At 71.8% G+C, this 18,311-nt stretch carries 15 protein-coding genes; 4 read left to right on the plus strand and 11 right to left on the minus strand.

What is annotated here, in order from left to right; genetic code table 11:
* Nucleotides 1-81: 81 nt before the first annotated feature.
* Nucleotides 82-1,239: an acyl-CoA dehydrogenase family protein gene (locus ABZZ17_RS29070; protein WP_356880218.1), complete on the minus strand. Its 1,158-nt coding sequence runs from the start codon at nucleotides 1,237-1,239 to the stop codon at nucleotides 82-84.
* A gap of 237 nt (nucleotides 1,240-1,476) precedes the next feature.
* On the opposite strand from ABZZ17_RS29070, the gene ABZZ17_RS29075 reads away from it, so the two are divergent.
* Entirely contained in the window at nucleotides 1,477-2,820 is a 1,344-nt protein-coding gene (locus ABZZ17_RS29075) for a UDP-glucose/GDP-mannose dehydrogenase family protein (protein ID WP_356880220.1), read from the plus strand.
* Nucleotides 2,821-2,924: 104 nt separating this feature from the next.
* On the plus strand, nucleotides 2,925-4,211 hold the full coding sequence (locus ABZZ17_RS29080) for a glycosyltransferase family 87 protein (RefSeq protein WP_356880222.1): 1,287 nt from the start codon (nucleotides 2,925-2,927) through the stop codon (nucleotides 4,209-4,211).
* Here ABZZ17_RS29080 and ABZZ17_RS29085 read toward each other — a convergent pair.
* The 4 genes from ABZZ17_RS29085 to ABZZ17_RS29100 form a co-directional block, all read right to left on the minus strand.
* Nucleotides 4,208-5,263 (minus strand): membrane dipeptidase, encoded by a 1,056-nt coding sequence (locus ABZZ17_RS29085; protein ID WP_356880224.1) that lies wholly within the window; start codon nucleotides 5,261-5,263, stop codon nucleotides 4,208-4,210. The genes ABZZ17_RS29080 and ABZZ17_RS29085 overlap by 4 nt on opposite strands.
* Nucleotides 5,264-6,238: 975 nt before the next feature.
* A complete protein-coding gene (locus ABZZ17_RS29090) occupies nucleotides 6,239-7,414 on the minus strand; it encodes a dipeptidase (RefSeq protein ID WP_356880226.1) in 1,176 nt (391 codons plus the stop codon).
* On the minus strand, nucleotides 7,411-7,950 hold the full coding sequence (purE, locus tag ABZZ17_RS29095; protein ID WP_356880228.1) for a 5-(carboxyamino)imidazole ribonucleotide mutase: 540 nt from the start codon (nucleotides 7,948-7,950) through the stop codon (nucleotides 7,411-7,413). The genes ABZZ17_RS29090 and purE overlap by 4 nt, the downstream gene beginning before the upstream one ends.
* Nucleotides 7,947-9,065, minus strand: coding sequence for a 5-(carboxyamino)imidazole ribonucleotide synthase (locus ABZZ17_RS29100; RefSeq protein ID WP_356880287.1), 1,119 nt, complete (start codon nucleotides 9,063-9,065; stop codon nucleotides 7,947-7,949). Before ABZZ17_RS29100 ends, purE begins: the two co-directional genes overlap by 4 nt.
* Nucleotides 9,066-9,306: 241 nt before the next feature.
* Between ABZZ17_RS29100 and ABZZ17_RS29105 the strand changes: the two genes are divergently transcribed.
* Entirely contained in the window at nucleotides 9,307-9,837 is a 531-nt protein-coding gene (locus ABZZ17_RS29105) for a GtrA family protein (RefSeq protein ID WP_356880230.1), read from the plus strand.
* 22 nt (nucleotides 9,838-9,859) lie between these two features.
* Here the strand turns inward: ABZZ17_RS29105 and ABZZ17_RS29110 are convergent, their stop codons facing one another.
* Nucleotides 9,860-11,125: an ATP-binding protein gene (locus ABZZ17_RS29110; protein ID WP_356880232.1), complete on the minus strand. Its 1,266-nt coding sequence runs from the start codon at nucleotides 11,123-11,125 to the stop codon at nucleotides 9,860-9,862.
* Nucleotides 11,126-11,346: 221 nt separating this feature from the next.
* Nucleotides 11,347-12,024, minus strand: coding sequence for a response regulator transcription factor (locus tag ABZZ17_RS29115; RefSeq protein ID WP_356880234.1), 678 nt, complete (start codon nucleotides 12,022-12,024; stop codon nucleotides 11,347-11,349).
* Between the two features lie 471 nt (nucleotides 12,025-12,495).
* Between ABZZ17_RS29115 and ABZZ17_RS29120 the strand changes: the two genes are divergently transcribed.
* A complete protein-coding gene (locus ABZZ17_RS29120) occupies nucleotides 12,496-14,013 on the plus strand; it encodes an oligopeptide:H+ symporter (protein WP_356880236.1) in 1,518 nt (505 codons plus the stop codon).
* 66 nt (nucleotides 14,014-14,079) lie between these two features.
* Here the strand turns inward: ABZZ17_RS29120 and ABZZ17_RS29125 are convergent, their stop codons facing one another.
* The 4 genes from ABZZ17_RS29125 to ABZZ17_RS29140 are packed head-to-tail and all read right to left on the minus strand — an operon-like array spanning nucleotide 14,080 to nucleotide 18,255.
* Entirely contained in the window at nucleotides 14,080-15,453 is a 1,374-nt protein-coding gene (locus ABZZ17_RS29125; RefSeq protein WP_356880238.1) for a hypothetical protein, read from the minus strand.
* Nucleotides 15,450-16,565: a hypothetical protein gene (locus ABZZ17_RS29130; RefSeq protein ID WP_356880240.1), complete on the minus strand. Its 1,116-nt coding sequence runs from the start codon at nucleotides 16,563-16,565 to the stop codon at nucleotides 15,450-15,452. The genes ABZZ17_RS29125 and ABZZ17_RS29130 overlap by 4 nt, the downstream gene beginning before the upstream one ends.
* Nucleotides 16,562-17,542 (minus strand): hypothetical protein, encoded by a 981-nt coding sequence (locus ABZZ17_RS29135; RefSeq protein WP_356880241.1) that lies wholly within the window; start codon nucleotides 17,540-17,542, stop codon nucleotides 16,562-16,564. The genes ABZZ17_RS29130 and ABZZ17_RS29135 overlap by 4 nt, the downstream gene beginning before the upstream one ends.
* Before the next feature lie 17 nt (nucleotides 17,543-17,559).
* Nucleotides 17,560-18,255, minus strand: a complete 696-nt coding sequence (locus ABZZ17_RS29140) for an LPXTG cell wall anchor domain-containing protein (protein ID WP_356880243.1) — start codon at nucleotides 18,253-18,255, stop codon at nucleotides 17,560-17,562.
* Nucleotides 18,256-18,311 lie beyond the last annotated feature (56 nt).

The raw sequence follows: 18,311 nt of genomic DNA on the forward strand, positions 1-18,311 counted from the left end.
CGAAGGTTCAAATTTAGCCCATCCGGGGACATGCGAAGGCCGGAGGCGGCTGCGCCGGGGCCGCCTCCGGCCACGTTCTTGTTACGGAAGGTTGCGCGCCATGACGATGCGCTGGACCTGGTTCGTGCCCTCGTAGATCTGCGTGATCTTGGCGTCGCGCATCATGCGCTCCACCGGGTAGTCGCGCGTGTAGCCGTAACCGCCGAGCAGCTGGACGGCGTCGGTGGTGACCTCCATGGCCACGTCGGACGCGAAGCACTTGGCCGCCGCACCGAAGAAGGTGAGGTCAGCGTCGACGCGTTCGGACTTGGCGGCCGCCGCGTAGGTCAGCTGACGGGCCGCCTCGATCTTCATCGCCATGTCCGCGAGCATGAACTGCACGCCCTGGAAGTCACCGATGGGCTTGCCGAACTGCTTGCGCTCCTGGACGTACCCCTTGGCGTAGTCCAGGGCGCCCTGGGCGATGCCGAGAGCCTGTGCCGCAATCGTGATGCGGGTGTGATCAAGGGTCTTCATCGCGGTGGCGAATCCGGTGCCCTCGGCGCCGATCATGCGGTCGGCGGGGATCCGGACGTTGTCGAGGTAGACCTCGCGCGTCGGGGAGCCCTTGATGCCGAGCTTCTTCTCCGGCGCTCCGAAGGAGACGCCCTCGTCGCCCTTCTCCACGACGAAGGCGCTGATGCCCTTGGAGCGCTTCTCCGGGTCGGTGACGGCCATGACCGTGTAGTAATCGGAGACGCCCGCGTTGGTGATCCAGCGCTTGACGCCGTTGAGCACCCAGAAGTCCCCGTCGCGCACGGCGCGGGTCTTCATGCCGGCGGCGTCGGAGCCCGCGTCGGGCTCGGAGAGCGCGTACGAGAACATCGCGTCGCCCTTGGCCAGCGGGCCGAGGTACTTGGCCTTGAGCTCCTCGGAACCCGAGAGGATCACGGGGAGGGAGCCGAGCTTGTTCACCGCCGGGATGAGGGAGGAGGACGCGCAGACGCGGGCCACCTCCTCGATCACGATCACGGTGGCGAGGGCGTCGGCCCCGGCGCCGCCGTAGGTCTCCGGCACGTGGACGGCGTGCAGGTCGCTGGCGACCAGGGCGTCGAGGGCCTCCTGCGGGAAGCGGGACTCCTCGTCGACCGCGGCGGCGAACGGAAGGATCTTCGCCTCGGCGAGCGAGCGGACGGACTCGCGGAGCATGTCGTGCTCCTCGGCCGGGCGGTACAGGTCGAAGTCGGCAGAACCCGCCAAGATCTCTCACTCCCCAAGGTGACGCGGCCGCGTGACGCCGATGCGTGGTGCAGGAGCGTGCTGCGGACCGCGTGATGCGTGATGCTAACTACCGTTAAGTAACCCAAATCTTAGTGTCCGGCGTCCCGGCAGCGATATGTACGGCGCACGTGAGCTGCGTGACAGCGGGGAGCGTCCCCCGCCGGGGGCGCGACTATGCTCGGTGGCCGCAAACGGCCCCGCACCTCTGGAGCACTCATGGCCCCCCTCAAGATCACTGTGATCGGCACCGGCTACCTCGGCGCGACGCACGCCGCGGCGATGGCCGAGCTCGGCTTCGAGGTGCTGGGGCTGGACGTGGTCCCCGAGAAGATCGAGATGCTCGCGGCCGGCCGGGTCCCCATGTACGAACCGGGACTGGAAGAGCTCCTCGCCGCGCACGTCGCCGGACTGCCCGGCTCCAGCGGGCGCCTGCGCTTCACCACTTCCTGGGAGGAAGTGGGCGAATTCGGCGACGTCCACTTCGTCTGCGTGAACACCCCGCAGAAGCACGGCGAGTACGCCTGCGACATGTCGTACGTCGATTCCGCGATGGAGTCCCTGGCCCCGCACCTGACCCGGCCCGTCCTCGTCGTCGGCAAGTCCACGGTCCCCGTCGGCTCCGCCGCACGCCTCGCCGCGAAGCTGGAGTCCCTGGCCCCGGCGGGCGACGGGGTCGAACTGGCGTGGAACCCGGAGTTCCTGCGCGAGGGCTACGCCGTCCAGGACACCCTGCACCCCGACCGGATCGTCATCGGCGTCCAGGGCGAGCGCGCCGAGAAGCTGCTGCGCGAGGTCTACGAGACCCCCATGTCCGAGGGCACCCCGCTGGTGGTCACCGACTTCCCCACCTCCGAACTCGTCAAGACGGCCGCGAACTCCTTCCTCGCCACGAAGATCTCCTTCATCAACGCCATGGCCGAGGTCTGCGAGGCCGCGGGCGGCGACGTGGCCAAGCTCGCCGAGGCCATCGGCCACGACGAACGCATCGGCGCGAAGTACCTGCGCGCCGGCATCGGTTTCGGCGGCGGCTGCCTGCCCAAGGACATCCGCGCCTTCATGGCCCGCGCCGGCGAACTCGGCGCCGACCAGGCCCTGACCTTCCTGCGCGAGGTCGACTCCATCAACATGCGCCGCCGCGGCCACATGGTCGAGCTGGCCCGCGAGGCGGTCGGCGGCTCATTCCTCGGCAAGCGCGTCGCCGTCCTCGGCGCCACCTTCAAGCCCGACTCCGACGACGTCCGCGACTCCCCCGCCCTCAACGTCGCCGGCCAGATCCACCTCCAGGGCGGCCAGGTCACCGTCTACGACCCCAAGGGCATGGACAACGCCCGCCGCGTCTTCCCCACCCTCGGCTACGCCGGCTCCGCGCTGGAGGCCGCCCGCGGCGCCGAGGTCGTCCTGCACCTCACCGAGTGGCGCGAGTTCCGCGACCTCGACCCCGCCGCGCTCGGCGAGGTCGTCACCGACCGCCTCGTCCTCGACGGCCGGAACGCCCTCGACCCCGTCCTGTGGCGCGCGGCCGGCTGGACGTACCGGGCCATGGGACGGCCGCACGCGTAAGGGACTTGCGGGCGCCGGAGGCTGACCAGGGCGTATACCGATACCCAGTTTTGATGGGCCTCAGTCAAAGATGTGGAATAAATGACTGGGTAGACTTCGGGCCGATGACCACGACCAGCAGCCCTCCGACCAACCCCACCGCATCTGCGACGGCGGCGCCCGCCACGCGTGACCGGCGGGGATCCTTCGAAGCAGCCATGCGAGGACGCGGCGCCCTTCTGGGCATCGCGGGCTTCTGGCTGGCCTCCCGCGCCGCGATGCTCTGGATGCTCGTCAACGACTTCTTCAGCTCGAACGTCGTCCGAGTAGAGGTCACGGCGACCTACCACAACTGGTACAACGTCCTCGTCACGTGGACGCTGCCGCAGAACGACATCATGTGGCAGTACCCGCCGGCAGCCGCGGCGATCTTCCTCTCGCCCGACCTGCTGCCCTTCCTCAGCTACTTCCAGGCCTTCGTCGCCCTGACCGTGCTGTGCGACGCCGTCATCCTCGTCGGCCTCATGCGGGCCGCCCGGCGCAACGACGGCAGCATGGCCGGCGCCGCGCTGTGGCTGGTCACCCTGCCCATGATGATGGCCACCCCGTTCGCCCGCTACGACGTCCAGGTCACCCTGCTCGCCGTCGCCTCGCTGCTCTGCCTGCGCTACCGCCCGCGCCTCGGCGGCGTCATCGCCGGCATCGGCGCCATGGTCAAGGTCTGGCCCCTGCTGGCCCTGCTCGGCACCCCGCGCGGCAAGTCCACGCGCGAGGCCCTCATCGCGGCCGCCCTGTCCTGCGTCGCACTGCTCGCCGTCTTCGCGGCGCTGTTCCGCGACACCCTCGGCTTCCTGGGCAACCAGGGCGACCGCGGCATCCAGGTCGAGTCCCTCGGCGGCTCCGCGCTGATGGCCGCCCGGCTCGTCGACCTGTGGCCCGGCAAGATCAACTTCCAGTACGGGGCCTTCGAGTACGTCGGCCCCTACGTGTCGAGCATCGCCCGGGCCTCCCTCGGCCTGACCGTGATCGGCTTCCTGCTGCTCCTGCTGTGGCGCGTCAAGGCCAACCGCTGGTCGAACGCGACCCCGTTCGACGCCGCGCTCTGCGCCATCATGGTGTTCACCGTCACCAGCCGCGTCATCAGCCCGCAGTACATGATCTGGCTGCTCGGCCTCGCGGCCGTCTGCCTGACCTCGCGTCACACCACCCAGCGCCCCATCGCCTGGCTGCTGGTGGTCGCCAACGCGCTCACCACGCTGATCTTCCCGGTCTGGTACGGCTCGGACATCCTGGAGAACACCACGCTCGGCACCATCCTGCTGTGCGCGCGCAACGGCATCCTGCTGTACGCCACGGTGTGGTCCGGCCTGCGCCTGTGGAAGGCGACCGTCCTGCCCAAGTCCGCCCTCTAGACGGTCCTACGGTGCTGTGCGGCGCGGGCCGTGAACTCCACGCCGCGCAGCACCCTCTGGGCGTTGCCCCAGGTCAGCAGGGCCAGATCGGTCTCCGACCAGCCCCGCTCCAGTAGTTCCGCGATCAGCCTCGGGTAGCCCGAGGGATCCGTCAGACCGGCCGGCCGGGGATGACCCCGGTCCGAGCCGAAGGCCGCGCCGAGACCGACGCCCTCCGGGCCCGCCAGCGCGCGTACGTGTTCCACGTGGTCCGCGACCGCGTGCAGGGAGTCCCCCGTGCGCGCCGCGTCGAAGGTGACCATCGCCAGCCCGTTCGCCGCCCGCAGCGCGAGCAGCACCTCGTCCGTGACGTTCCCCGGATGCGGGTTGAGGGCGGCCGCGCCCGTGTTCGAGACCACCACCGGGGCCTTGGAGGCCGCCGCGAGCCGGCAGGCCGCCGGCGGCGGGCAGCCCGTCAGATCCAGCAGCATCGCCAGCCGGTTGGTCTCGCGGACCACCTCGTGGCCGAAGGCCGTCAGCTCCTCCTCCGCCCAGGGGGCGCCCGCGGGCGCGACGATCCGCACGCCCAGGGCGTGGAAGGCGCGCAGCGCGCCGAGCGAACCGGTCAGCGTGCGGCCGGGCACGGGGCCCAGGAACGAGGCGATGCGGCCGCGGTTGCGGGCATCGGCCATGTCATCGGCGGTGAGGGCGAGGCACAGGCTGTCGGGGTAGCGGCGCATCAGGGCCAGCGCGACGTCGATCTGTTCGAGGGTGTCGGACACCACCTGGTCCGGGTCCGACGCCTCGTGCGGGGTCAGCAGCGACCAGAACTGCGCGCCGACGCCGCCGGCTCGCAGGCGCGGGATGTCGGTGTCGACGCCCGTGTCCGGGGTGTCGATGTCGTGGTACGGGCTCTGGCGCAGGGTCCAGACGAGCGTGTTGCACCCGTCCGCGACGGGATGCACGGCGAGCAGCGTGGCTGCCCGGTCCAGGGCGCCGGCCACCATCGTGGGGGCGGGTACGTCCTGGGCACCGATGCCCACGGTGTGGGGTTCATCCTGCAGGTCGGCCATGGCTTTGGCTCCGGTCTCGGCGGCAGCAGGGAGGGCTGGAGCCACCGTGACACGTGGGGCGCGGGGGCCGCCCGGCGGGTGTGGCGTTCGGGTGCCCCGCCGAACCTCCCGACCCGGCCCCAGGTCACCCCCTCGCCCCGGCCGGCCGTTGCCCTGCGCTCGCCTCCGCCGCCCGGGGGTGTGCCGCTGCGCGGGGCCGTCCCCGACCCACCCTTCCACCGTTCCCGCCTCAAACGCCGGCGCGGCTCAACCCAACCCCCGCGGGCTCCGCCCCCGAACCCCCACGCCTCAAACGCCGGCGAGGCTGAACCGCCGAAAACCGCCCCGAGCCGGGAGCCACCCGGCGGAGCCGAGAGCCGCCCCGGGCCGGACATGCCCGGCGGAGCCGGAACCCCTGGGGCTCCGCCCCAGACCCCGCGCCTCAAACGCCGGCGAGGCTGGATGTGGCCCAGCCAGGCTGGAGCAGTACCGCGAGGCTGTGGATATGGCCCGGCCAGGGTGGAGCAGCGCCGCAAGTCCCCGGTAAGCCAACCAGGCCTGGGCGGCGCGGATGAGGTAGGACCGGAACCGTCCCCGGCCGGAAGTGAGGACTGAGGTAGGCCCGGAAGGCCGAACGGGCCCGGAACCGACCCCCGCCGAGAGCGAAGACTGAGGTAGGCCCGGGAGACCGAACGGGCCCGGAACCGACCCCCGCCGGGGGCGGGGGACTGAGGTAGGCCGGGGAGGCCGACGGGCCCGGAACCGTCCCGGGCCGGGGGCGGGGACGGGGTGGGGGGTCGGCCGGGGCTAAAACGTGATTTGTTGGCGCCCTGTCCCGCCCGGCAAAAGGGACCCGGAACAGGCGCCATAAATCATGCCCGCCCCGGACGACCCCCCACCCCGGCCCCGACCCCGGCCCCACCCGCAGCCACCACCCGGGGCGGCAGCTCCACCGCACCCCGCCCGGCCAGGGCAAGGGCAAGGGCAAGGCGCAGGTCAGAGGTGGGCGTTCGACGGCGGGGTCGTCGCGAGGGAGGTCGCGACGGATTCCGCGTCGCGGAGGGCGCGGACCGCGTTGGACCAGGTGAGCTTCGCCAGGTCCGGCTCCGACCAGCCGCGGGACAGGAGTTCCGCGATCAGGTTCGGGTAGCCCGCGACGTCGTCCAGGCCGGACGGCGTGAACGCCGTGCCGTCGTAGTCGCCGCCGATGCCGATGTGGTCGACTCCGGCCACCTCGCGCATGTGGTCCAGGTGGTCGGCGACCGTCGCCGCCGTCGCGACGGGACGCGGCCGCTCTTCCTCGAAGGCCCGGTGCAGGGCCATCGCCGCCGGCGTGGTGTCGAGGTGGTGGAAGCCGTGCGCGCGCAGGTTCTCGTCGGCGGCCAGCGTCCAGTCGACCGCCGCCTGGAGGACGAACTTCGGCACGAACGTGGCCATGGCGACCCCGCCGTTGGCCGGCAGCAGTTCCAGTACGTCGTCCGGAATGTTGCGCGGGTGGTCGCACACCGCCCGCGCCGAGGAGTGCGAGAAGATCACCGGCGCGGCCGACACCGCGAGCGCGTCCCGCATCGTCGTCGCGGCGACGTGCGAGAGGTCCACGAGCATGCCGACGCGGTTCATCTCCCGCACGACCTCGCGGCCGAAGTCGCTCAGACCGCCGTGCCTCGGCTCGTCGGTCGCCGAGTCCGCCCAGTCGATGGTGTCGTTGTGCGTGAGCGTCATGTACCGCACGCCGAGCCGGTGCAGGGCCCGCAGCGTGGCGAGGGAGTTGTTGATGGAGTGGCCGCCCTCGGCCCCCATCAGCGAGGCGATCCGGCCCTCGGCGCGGGCCGCCTCCATGTCGTCCGCCGTCAGCGCCCGCACCAGGTCCGCGGGATAACGGTCGATCAGCTGGGCGACCGCGTCCATCTGCTCCAGCGTCGCGCTGACCGCCTCGTCACCGGCGTAGTCGGAGCGGACGTAGACGGACCAGAACTGCGCGCCGACCCCGCCGGCCCGCAGCCGGGGGATGTCGGTGTGCAGGTGGGCGCTCTGGTCGCCGGCGATGTCCCGCCGGCCGAGGTCGTAGCGGACCTGCTCGCGCAGCGCCCACGGCAGGTCGTTGTGCCCGTCGACGACCGGGTGCGCGGCGAGGAGCTCCCGGGCCCGCCCGAGCAGGTCCGCGGCGCTCACTTGCCGAATCCGAAGGAGTCCGCGCCCGCGACCTTCGTGCGCAGCCGCTTGCCCTTCTCGGTGGCCTGGTCGTTCAGCTCCTGCTGGAAGTCCCGCATCCGGGCCAGCAGGTCCGGGTCGTGGGCCGCGAGCATGCGTACGGCCAGCAGCCCCGCGTTGCGCGCCCCGGCGACCGAGACGGTGGCGACGGGGACCCCGGCCGGCATCTGGACGATCGACAGCAGGGAGTCCATGCCGTCGAGGTACTTCAGCGGCACCGGTACGCCGATGACGGGCAGCGGGGTGACCGACGCCAGCATGCCGGGCAGGTGGGCGGCTCCGCCCGCGCCCGCGATGATCGCCTTCAGGCCGCGGTCGGCGGCCCGCTCGCCGTACGCGACCATCTCGCGCGGCATCCGGTGGGCGGAGACGACGTCGACCTCGTAGGGGATCTCGAACTCGTCCAGCGCCTTGGCGGCGGCCTCCATGACCGGCCAGTCGGAGTCCGAACCCATGACGATGCCGACGACGGGACCTGCGGAAGGGGCGGTACTCATTCGGTGATCGTTCCTCTGAGGTAGCCGGCTGCGTGACGTGCGCGCTCCAGCACATCGTCCAGGTCGTCGCCGTATGTGTTGACGTGGCCGACCTTGCGGCCGTGCTTCACGTCCTTGCCGTACATGTGGATCTTCAGCTGGGGGTCGTGCGCCATGCAGTGCAGGTACGCCGCGTACATGTCGGGGTAGTCCCCGCCCAGCACGTTGGCCATGACCGTCCAGCGGGCCCGCGGGCGCGGGTCGCCCAGAGGGAGGTCCAGGACGGCCCGGACGTGGTTGGCGAACTGGGAGGTGACCGCGCCGTCCTGGGTCCAGTGCCCGCTGTTGTGCGGGCGCATGGCCAGTTCGTTGACGAGGATGCGGCCGTCGGTGGTCTCGAACAGCTCCACGGCCAGGTGGCCGGTCACGTCGAGCTCCTTGGCGATGCGCAGGGCCAGGGCCTGGGCCTCGCCCGCCAGCTCCTCGGAGAGGTTCGGGGCGGGCGCGATGACCGTGTCGCACACGCCGTCCACCTGGATGGACTCCACGACGGGATAGGCCACGGCCTGGCCGTGCGGGGAGCGGACGATGTTCGCCGCGAGCTCGCGGACGTACTCGACCTTCTCCTCCGCGAGGACGGGGACACCCGCCTTGAAGGGGGCGTCGGCGTCCTCGGGGGTGCGGACGAACCACACCCCCTTGCCGTCGTACCCGCCGCGCACCGTCTTGAGGATGACGGGGAAGCCGCCGACCTCTTCCGCGAAGGCGCCCACGTCCGCCGGATCGCGCACGATCCGGTGGCGGGGGCTGGGCGCACCGATCTCGTCGAGCTTGGCGCGCATCACCCCCTTGTCCTGGGCGTGCACCAACGCGCCGGGCCCCGGCCGGACGGGGATGCCGTCCGACTCCAGGGCCCGGAGGTGTTCGGTGGGTACGTGCTCGTGATCGAAGGTGATCACGTCGCAGCCGCGCGCGAAGGCGCGCAGTGTCTCCAGATCGCGATAGTCGCCGATGACGACGTCGCTCACGACCTGGGCCGCCGAGTCCTGTGGGGTGTCACTGAGGATCTTGAATTTGATGCCGAGGGGGATACCCGCCTCGTGGGTCATGCGGGCGAGCTGTCCGCCGCCGACCATGCCGACTACCGGGAACGTCACCACTCCAGGGTATCCGCCGGTATTGCGCCATCGGGACCCGCATGGGCACGGCCCCGGCGCGTACCCGCCGGTTCCTCCCGGAGGGCCCGTGTGCCGTGCGTCGCAAGGGGCGCCAAGGCACGTACGGACCCCGGGGGCGACACTTACCATGAACGGGTTGACGAAATCGAGTGACGCCTCAACGCGGGGCGACGACGACGGACAGGGACTGAACCATCACATGAGCACGCCGAAAGCAGCACCGCTGTCCGAGCGCTTCCGCGGCCTCGCGCGGGAGGTCGTCAAGTTCGGGGCAGTGGGCGGACTGGGCGTCCTGGTCAACTTCGGTGTGTTCAACCTGCTCCGGAGCACGACCGACCTCCAGACCGTGCGCGCGAACGTCATAGCCATCGTGGTGGCCATCATCACCAACTACGTCGGCTTCCGGTACTTCACCTACCGCGACCGCGACCTCGGCAGCCGCCGTCGCGAGATGTTCCTCTTCGTACTGTTCAGCGCCATCGGCATGGTCATCGAGAGCGGTGTGCTCTACGCGGCGACGTACGGCCTCGGCTGGGACAGCTCGCTCCAGAACAACGTGATCAAGTTCGTCGGCATGGCCGTGGCGACCGTCTTCCGCTTCTGGTCCTACCGGACCTGGGTCTTCAAGGCCCTGCCCACGCCCGCCGCGCCCTCGCTGATCGTCGAGCAGCGTGACGGCCACGACGCTCCCGTGGCCCCGCTCACCCCCGAGCCCGCCGCCACCAACTAGCGCCACCGACGTATACGTCCCCTCACCGCACCGTCTGCGCCGGCTCCGTCCGTTCCTGCGCGGTCCGGCTGAGGAACAGGGCGAACACCGGCGGCTGGGTCTGGAGCAGTTCCAGCCGGCCGCCGTCGGCTTCGGCGAGGTCCCTGGCGACCGCCAGGCCGATGCCCGTGGAGTTGCGGCCGCTGATGGCCCGCTCGAAGATCCGGTTGCCGAGGTCCGGCGGGACGCCGGGGCCCTCGTCGGTGACCTCCAGTACGGCCTGGTTGCCCGTGACCCGGGTGCGCAGCGCGACCGTCCCGCCCCCGTGCATGAGCGCGTTCTCCACGAGGGTCGCCAGGACCTGTGAGACCGCCCCGGGCGTGCCGACGGCCCGCATGCCCGTCTTCCCGGAGCGCACGATGGCCCGTCCGGCGCTGCGGTAGGCCGGCCGCCACTCCTCCACCTGCTGTTTGACGACCTCGTCGAGGTCGAAGGGGACCGCCGAGCCGGTCCGCGGGTCGCGCGAGTTCGTGAGCAGCCGCTGGACGACGTCCGTGAGCCGCTCCACCTGGGTGAGGGCGATGGTCGCCTCTTCCCGTACCGTCTCCAGGTCGTCGGTGACGGTGATCTCCTCCAGCCGCATCGACAGCGCCGTCAGCGGGGTGCGCAGCTGGTGGGAGGCGTCGGCGGCGAGGCGCCGCTCGGCGGTGAGCATCCGGCCGATCCGCTCGGCGCTGGCGTCGAGCACGTCCGCGACCCGGTCCAGCTCGGGGACCCCGTACCGCTTGTGCCGGGGCCGCGGGTCGCCCGATCCCAGCCGTTCGGCCGTCTCGGCGAGGTCGGTGAGCGGGGAGGCGAGCCGGTTGGCCTGGCGCACTGCGAGGAGGACGGCCGCCACGACGGCCAGCAGCGCCACGGCGCCGACCACCGCGAGGGTGCGGCCGACCTCCCTGGTGACGGTGGAGCGGGTCTCCTCGACGAGTACGGTCTCGCCCTGCTCGCCGCGGGCGGTGCCCCGGATGACGCTGCCGTCGATGCGGTGGCCGACCTCGACGACGGGCTGTCCGGGGACGGTGATGCGGGCGTACGTGCCGAGGTCCAGCTGTTCGGCGAGGTCGGCGGCGTCGACGGGCTTGTGCTCCAGGGCGTCCGCCTCGACGATGCCGAGCAGCCGCAGGGCCTCGGACCCGATGCGGTCCTGGGCGCTGCTGGTGATGGTCCGGGTCTCCACGATGACCAGGGAGACCCCGAACACGGCGATCACGACGAGCACCACGGCGAGCGTGGAGTTGATCAGGCGACGGCGCATGGCTTAGAGGATGCCCTAGGGCCTGTCGTCAAACTCCCGTCGTCGCCCGGAGGGCGGCCCTGCGGCGTCTGGTGCGTGCTCTCGGTGCGCCGGGCGGAAGCCCGCGTACTGGACGTACTTGGCTTTCGCCCGGTGCGGCGAGAGCGCGTGCCAGGCGTCGCAGGGCAGACGGGAGTTTGACGACAGGCCCTAGAAGCCCCGGTCGCCCTGGCGGGGGCGGTTCAGCTCTTCTCGAAGCGGAAGCCGACGCCGCGGACGGTGGCGATGTAGCGGGGGTTGGCCGCGTCGTCGCCGAGCTTCTTGCGGAGCCAGGAGATGTGCATGTCGAGGGTCTTGGTGGAGGACCACCAGGTGGTGTCCCAGACCTCGCGCATCAACTGGTCGCGGGTGACGACCCGGCCCGCGTCGCGGACGAGGACGCGCAGGAGGTCGAACTCCTTGGCGGTGAGCTGGAGCTCCTCCTCCCCCATCCAGGCGCGGTGCGACTCGACGTCGATGCGCACGCCGTGGGTGGCGGGGGCCTGGGCGGTCTCGGCGGCGCCGCGCCGCAGGAGGGCCCGGACGCGGGCGAGGAGCTCGGCGAGCCGGAAGGGCTTGGTCACGTAGTCGTCGGCGCCGGCGTCGAGGCCGACGACCGTGTCGACCTCGTCGGCGCGGGCGGTCAGGACGAGGATGGGGAAGCCGTGGCCTTCGGCGCGCAGCCGCCGGGCGACCTCCAGGCCGTCCATGCCGGGCAGGCCGAGGTCGAGGACGACGAGGTCGACGCCGCCCTGCAGCCCGGCGTCCAGGGCGGTGGGGCCGTCTTCCCGGACCTCGACCTCGTACCCCTCCCGGCGCAGGGCGCGGGCCAGGGGTTCCGAGATGGATGCGTCGTCCTCGGCGAGCAGTACACGCGTCATGTGGGTGATGGTAGTCCGCGGCGGCTCAAAGGAGAGGCCCTCCCACAGGACCCTCTCTATCTGGGCTTATGCACGAGGCGGCGCCTTCGAATATGGTCGATCGGTTCCCTGGATGCCTGTGATCCATCTCTCAAGTCCTTCCATATGCCGCAGTGTCGTGTCGTATGGTGGCGAGACGCCTGATGCACTACCCAGGGGATCTTTGTGCCGAAAAGCGAGCCAAAGACCTCAAATTCTGCTCTGGTCGGTTTACCCGGCCCAGATGACAGTGAATGACCTGTGGGCCGGGCCCTGCGCGCGAAGATGCGTGCCGGGCGTGGATCCCGGTCACGGCTGACCCTTCGACTCCGGCATCCCGGGGGACGAGACCCCAGGGCGTGGGGTGGGCCATCCGTTGCCGGTGCCGGCCACCCCCCACCGGGCGCTGTTCAGCTCACGAAGCCGAGCGTCCCGAGCAAGCAAGGATCGACCATGGCTTCCAGCCTGACGAAGGGCTCGGCGGACCCGTCCACCGAGAAGACCTTCTTCGGCCACCCCCGTGGCCTGGCCACTCTGTTCATGACCGAGATGTGGGAGCGGTTCTCCTACTACGGCATGCGCGCCCTTCTGGTCTACTACCTGGTCTCGGGCGGCGCCGACGCCGCCACGGGCAGCCAGGGCGGCGGCCTGGCGATGACGGCGGCCACGACGACGGCCATCTACTCCGTGTACGTGTCGATGGTCTACCTGATGGCCATGCCGGGCGGATGGTTCGGAGACCGCGTCTGGGGTGCCCGCAAGACGGTCGCCATCGCCGGTTTCGTGATCATGGGTGGTCACCTCTCGCTCGCCCTTCCGGGGCAGGCGATGTTCTTCGTCGGTCTGATCCTCGTCGCGACCGGTTCCGGTCTGCTGAAGGCCAACATCTCCACGATGGTCGGCCACCTGTACGACGGTCCCGAGGACCCGCGCCGTGACGGTGGCTTCACCCTCTTCTACATCGGCATCAACCTCGGCGCCTTCATCGCCCCGTTCGTCGTCGGAACGGTCGGCAAGGAGTACAACTGGCACCTGGGCTTCGCCCTCGCCGCCGCCGGCATGGGCCTGGGCCTGGCGCAGTTCCTGCTCGGCACCAAGCACCTGAGCCCGAAGAGCAGCCAGGTCCCGAACCCGCTGTCCGCGGAGGAGCGCAAGGCCGTCCTCACGAAGGTCGTCCTCGCCGTCGTGGGCATCGCCGTCTTCTACGGCGCCGTGGTCGCCCTGGGCCTCTACACGCTGAACTGGGCGCTGGTCCCGCTGACGCTGGCCGGTCTGATCATCCCGGTCGCCGTCCTGACGCGCATCAAGCGCGACAAGGACCTGTCGGGTCCCGAGCAGTCGAAGATGACCGCGTACATCTGGTTCTTCATCGCCGCCGCCGTCTTCTGGATGATCTACGACCAGGGTGGCTCCACGCTGTCCCTGTTCGCCGACTCCAAGACCGCCGACACCGTCTTCGGCCTCGGCTTCTCGGCCACCTGGTACCAGTCGCTGAACCCGCTGTTCGTGATGGCCCTCGCGCCGGTCTTCGCCTGGCTGTGGCTGTGGCTGGCCCGCAAGAACCAGGAGCCGAACACCATCGTGAAGTTCGCGATGGGTCTGGTCCTGGTCGGCGCCTCGTTCTTCGTCTTCATCGTCCCGATGAACATGGCGGGCGACGGCACCATGGTCTCCCCGATGTGGCTCGTCTCGATCTACATGATCCAGACCATCGGTGAGCTGTGCCTCTCCCCGGTCGGCCTCTCGGTCACCACGAAGATGGCCCCGCAGAAGTACGCCTCCCAGATGATGGGCGTCTGGTTCCTCGCCGTCACCGCCGGTGACTGCACGACCAGCCTCCTGTCGCTGGGCGGCGTGGACCTGAACGGCCTGTGGGTGATCGCCTTCGAGGCGCTGGCCGCGGTCCTCGCGGGCTTCGCGGTCTACTCGTACCGCAAGAAGGTCCAGTCCCTGATGGGCAGCGTGCACTGACGCACCCCGTACGACAGGACGGCCCGGCACACCCTCTGGTGTGCCGGGCCGTTCTGCGTCGCGGGGTTACCTCGTGCCGCGCAGGCGGCGCCACGGGGTGAAGGTGAAGACCGCGCCGCCGAGCAGGATCACGGTGCCGGCGACCAGGGCGAGGGCCTTGATGCCGCCCTCGTCCTCGGCGCCGGTCTCGGCGAGGCCGCCCGAGGCGGCGGAGCCGCCGCCGGTCCCGGCGGTGGTGGAGCCGGAGCCGCCCGGCTGGGCGGCCGTGTCGAGCTCCAGCGAGACGCCGCTGCTGGCCGCCTTGCAGGGCACGTTGATCGGGGTGGAACCCGGGGCCATCGTGACGTCGATGGTCAGCTGGTCGGGGCTCAGCGTCACCTTGCCGGTCTTGCCGGGCTTGTAGGTGCCGGTCATGTCGCTGAGGCTGACCGGGGCCTTGTCCGGGATCGGCTCGGCATTGGCCGGGCCGGAGACCTTGACGGTGCCGGAGTCGGCGCCGCCGAGCTTGACGTTCATCGAGGGCTTGAGCGCCCCGGCCGGCAGTGCCATGGGGGCGGCCATGGCTCCCTTCGCGGTCTTGACCGTGAGCTCGTAGTCGCCGCCGTTCTTCTTGGCGTTGATCGTCACCGGGGTCTTGATACCGCCCGGGACGACCGGCCCGCAGTCGAAGGCGACCTCGACGGCCTTGCCCGGGAAGTCGGTCTGGCCGCCACCGCCACCGGTCGTGGAGCCGGTAGTGGAGCCGGTCGTGGCCCCGCCGGTGGTGGCCCCGCCGGTGGTCGCGCCGCCCGTGGTCGCGCCGCCCGTCGTGGCCCCGCCGGTGGTCGAACCCGTCGTCGCGCCGCCGGTCGTCGCACCGCCCGTCGTCGCACCGCCGGTCGTCGCGCCGCCGGTGGAGCCTTCGGAGACGTCGATGGTGGCCCCGCCCGTGACCGTGCCCACCGGGGCGCACTTGGTGACGAAGGTGCCGAAGGGGAAGGAGACGGCGACCTCGTACCGGCCGGGCGTCAGCGTGACCTTGCCCGCCTTGGTCAGCTTCAGCTTGCCCTTCATGGTCGACATGACCATGGGGGCCTTCTTCGGGATCTCCGGGTTCTTCTTCTCCCCGACGACCTTCAGCTCGCCTCCCGCGCCGCCCACCGTGAACCAGCCGGTGGGCACCACGGAGTCCTTCGGGATCACCATGAGGTCGGTGTTGTTGGAGGCCGGTTTGACGGTCTCCCACGACACGTCGACCTCGTCGCCGACCTTGGCCGTGGCCGGGGCCGTGATCTTGGCGGTGGTCTCGCCCTCCACCGGGTCGCCGCCGCCCGCGGGCGGTACGCACTTGACCTTGTAGGTGGCATCGGCGGCCTGGGCGGGGGAAGCCGCCATGGCGATGCCCGCGCCGCCGAGCAGCAGCGCGACCAGGGCCGCGCTCGCCCTCCGTTGGGTGTTCACGAATGTCCCTTCGTCGTCGGACTCTTCTCAGACGGTGCGGACGTCTGTGGTGGCTCCGCCGGCGCGTCCCGCGCCGGCTCCGTTTCCTCGGGGGTGAACCACGGCAGGACCGCCGTGGGGGTCTGGGGGGCGGCCGGCGCGGGGTCCCGCAGGGCGGGGATCCCCGGCAGCCGGGCGGTCACCGCGGTGGCCGCGTCCAGGGCCTTCGCGCCCCGGTGGCGGCCGCCGCCGGGCGCCGTGGCGCGGGGGCGGACGCGGTCGACGACGGCCATGCCGGCCCGGAACAGCGCGGTCGGGATCACCACCAGCAGCAGGCCCCAGAACAGCAGCACCCCGTACGGGCGGTCCACGCCCCACGGCTGGGCGGCCACGACCGTGTCCCCGTACTTGAGGGAGACGGTGTAGTCGCCGTGGGCTCCGGCGGGCAGCGTCACGTCCAGGGCGACCTCGGCCTTGCCGCCCGGCGCGATGGTGCCCTTCCAGCGGGCTTCCTCCCAGGTCGGGGCGAACACCCCGTGGGCGGTGCCGAGCTGGAAGACGGGGTCCTCGACCGGGGCCGAGCCCAGGTTCCCGACGGTGACGGTGAACCGCCGGGCGGGCGGGGCGCCGAACCAGGTCAGCACCCCGTCGTCGCCCTGGAGCCGGACCCCGGTGAGCATCGCGAGCCGGGCCGTCCCGGACTCGGCGGGCAGCTCCGCCACGGGATGGCCGGTGATCTTCACGGGGAGGGCGACGGTGGACTGGTCCCCGTTGACGGAGGCCACGTTCACCACGCAGGGGCAGGGTTTGGGCGGTGCCACGAGCGGGAGCCGGGCGGTGAAGCGCCCGTCGTCGGCGACCGCGACGGCGGTCCCGTCGGCGTTGGCGCAGCTGTTGGTGCCGCCGATCATGTTCTGGCCGCAGACCAGCAGCATGACCATGGTCTTCGGCCGCCAGCCGGTACCGGTGACGGTGATCTCGGTGCCCTCGGCCGCCTCCTGGAGGGAGAGCGCCGCCGCGGCCCGGCCCTCGTCGGCGGCGGCGGGTGCCGCGGGAGGGAGCAGCGCGAGGGCGAGCGCGGCCAGGCCCGCCGCGAGGAGGGAGAGGGCCTTCGCGCCCGCCGTGCGGCTCACCTGGATGCTCCCGTCAGCTCGTGGTGCGGTTCCCGGACCGGCGCTGCGGCGGGTGCCGGGGGCGGCCGTCCGCCCGGGGTGCGCCGGTTGCGTACGAGGAGCAGCGCGGCCGTCGCGGTCCCGCCGAGCAGGAGCAGACCGGCGCCGGTGAGGGCGGCGACGCCCCAGGGCACGAACCACGCGGAGGCGGAGGCGGTGGCCGGGGCGGCGCCGGGCGCGGTGACGGTGACGGTGAGGGCGACCCGGTCGAAGACGGGTGCGCCGGGCCAGGGTTCGGCCAGTTCGACCCGCTGGCCCGGCAGCAGTTCCACCGGCAGGGCGCGCGCGGTGCGTCCGGGGACCTCGCCGAAGCGGCCGTCGGCGCGGATCGCGAGCTCGGGGGCGAGGGCGACGTTGCCCCGGTTGACGAGGGTGTACGCGACGACGGCGGCCGCGCCCTCGCCGCGTACGGCGACGTCCTCGACGGTCAGCGCGGCGAGCGTCGGGCCGCTGACCCGCAGGTGGACCCGTACGCCCGCCTCCCGGCCGTCCTCGGTGGCGACGACGGCGGCCGGGTGGTCGCCGGGGGACGAGGCGGGCGGCACGGTGACGGTGAAGGGGACCACCGCGCGGGTGCGGGGCGGGATCCGCACGGTGGCGGTGCCGCCGAAGCTGATCCACGCGCCGGCGCCGGAGGACTCCCGGGCGGGCCGCACGGCGAAGGCGCCGTCCGCCGTGTTGTAGGCGTCGGCCCCGCGCAGGGTGACGGTGCGCTCCCGGTCGGAGGTGTTCTCCAGCGCGAGGCGGTCCTCCAGTACGGCGCCGGGGGTGCCCGCGAGGTAGAAGTACGGGCGGGCGGCGCCGGGCCGGCCTGAGGCGGGTCCGGCGGTCCAGCCGGGCTCGTCGGCGGCCGCGGCCGGGAGCCCGCCGGCGCCGTACAGGAGGGCGGCGGCGAGGAGGGCGGCGCCGAGCCGCTTGGGGACGGGGAGCACGGGCATGGCCGGGGCTGCTCCGTTCAGGACCGGGTCCGCTGCGCCCGTTGGCCGCGCCGGGTCAGCCAGAGCACGCCGGCGGCGCCGGAGAGCAGGACGGTGGCACCGAGGGTGCCGAGGGCCAGGGCGGAGTCGGCGGGGCCGGTCTGCGGGAGGGTGTCCCCGGTGGTGCCCCCGCCGCCGGGCCGGGGGGCCGGTTCCCCGCCGCCGGGGGCCGTGACCTCCAGTTCCAGGGAGGGCTTGGGGCTGTTGCCGGGGGTGCAGGTGGTGGTGGTCCCCATGGCCTTGATGGTGAGGACGCCGGCGGTGAAGGTGACCTTGCCGCTCTTCTTCGGGGTGTAGGTCCCCGAGAGGTCGGTGATCTTGATGGGGGTGTTGGCGGGCACGGCCTCGGGGTTGGGCGCTCCGGAGACCGGGATCGAGGCCTTCTCGGCGCCGTCGGCGAGGATGACGGCGCTGGGGCTCATCGCGCCCTTGCCGAGTTCGATGGGGCTGGAGGAGACGCCCTTCTGGAAGGACATCGTCAGCTTGTAGCCGTCGCCCTCCTTGACGGCCTTGATGTCGATGGGCGAGACCGCCGATTTGTCCCCGATCGGGGTCTGGCAGTCGTACTGCACGTCGACGACGTCGGCGTGGGCCGCGGGGGCGGCGAGCAGGACCGCCGAGGCGGCCGCCGCGGAGGCCAGCGCGAGCGCGGTGGAGCGTTTCCGGTCGGACACCTTCGTCTTCCCCTCGGGCCACAAGTTACTGACGACACATCAGATTGGTGGCTCAA

The sequence above is a fragment of the Streptomyces sp. NPDC006512 genome, from assembly GCF_040611935.1.
Classification (GTDB): Bacteria; Actinomycetota; Actinomycetes; order Streptomycetales; family Streptomycetaceae; genus Streptomyces.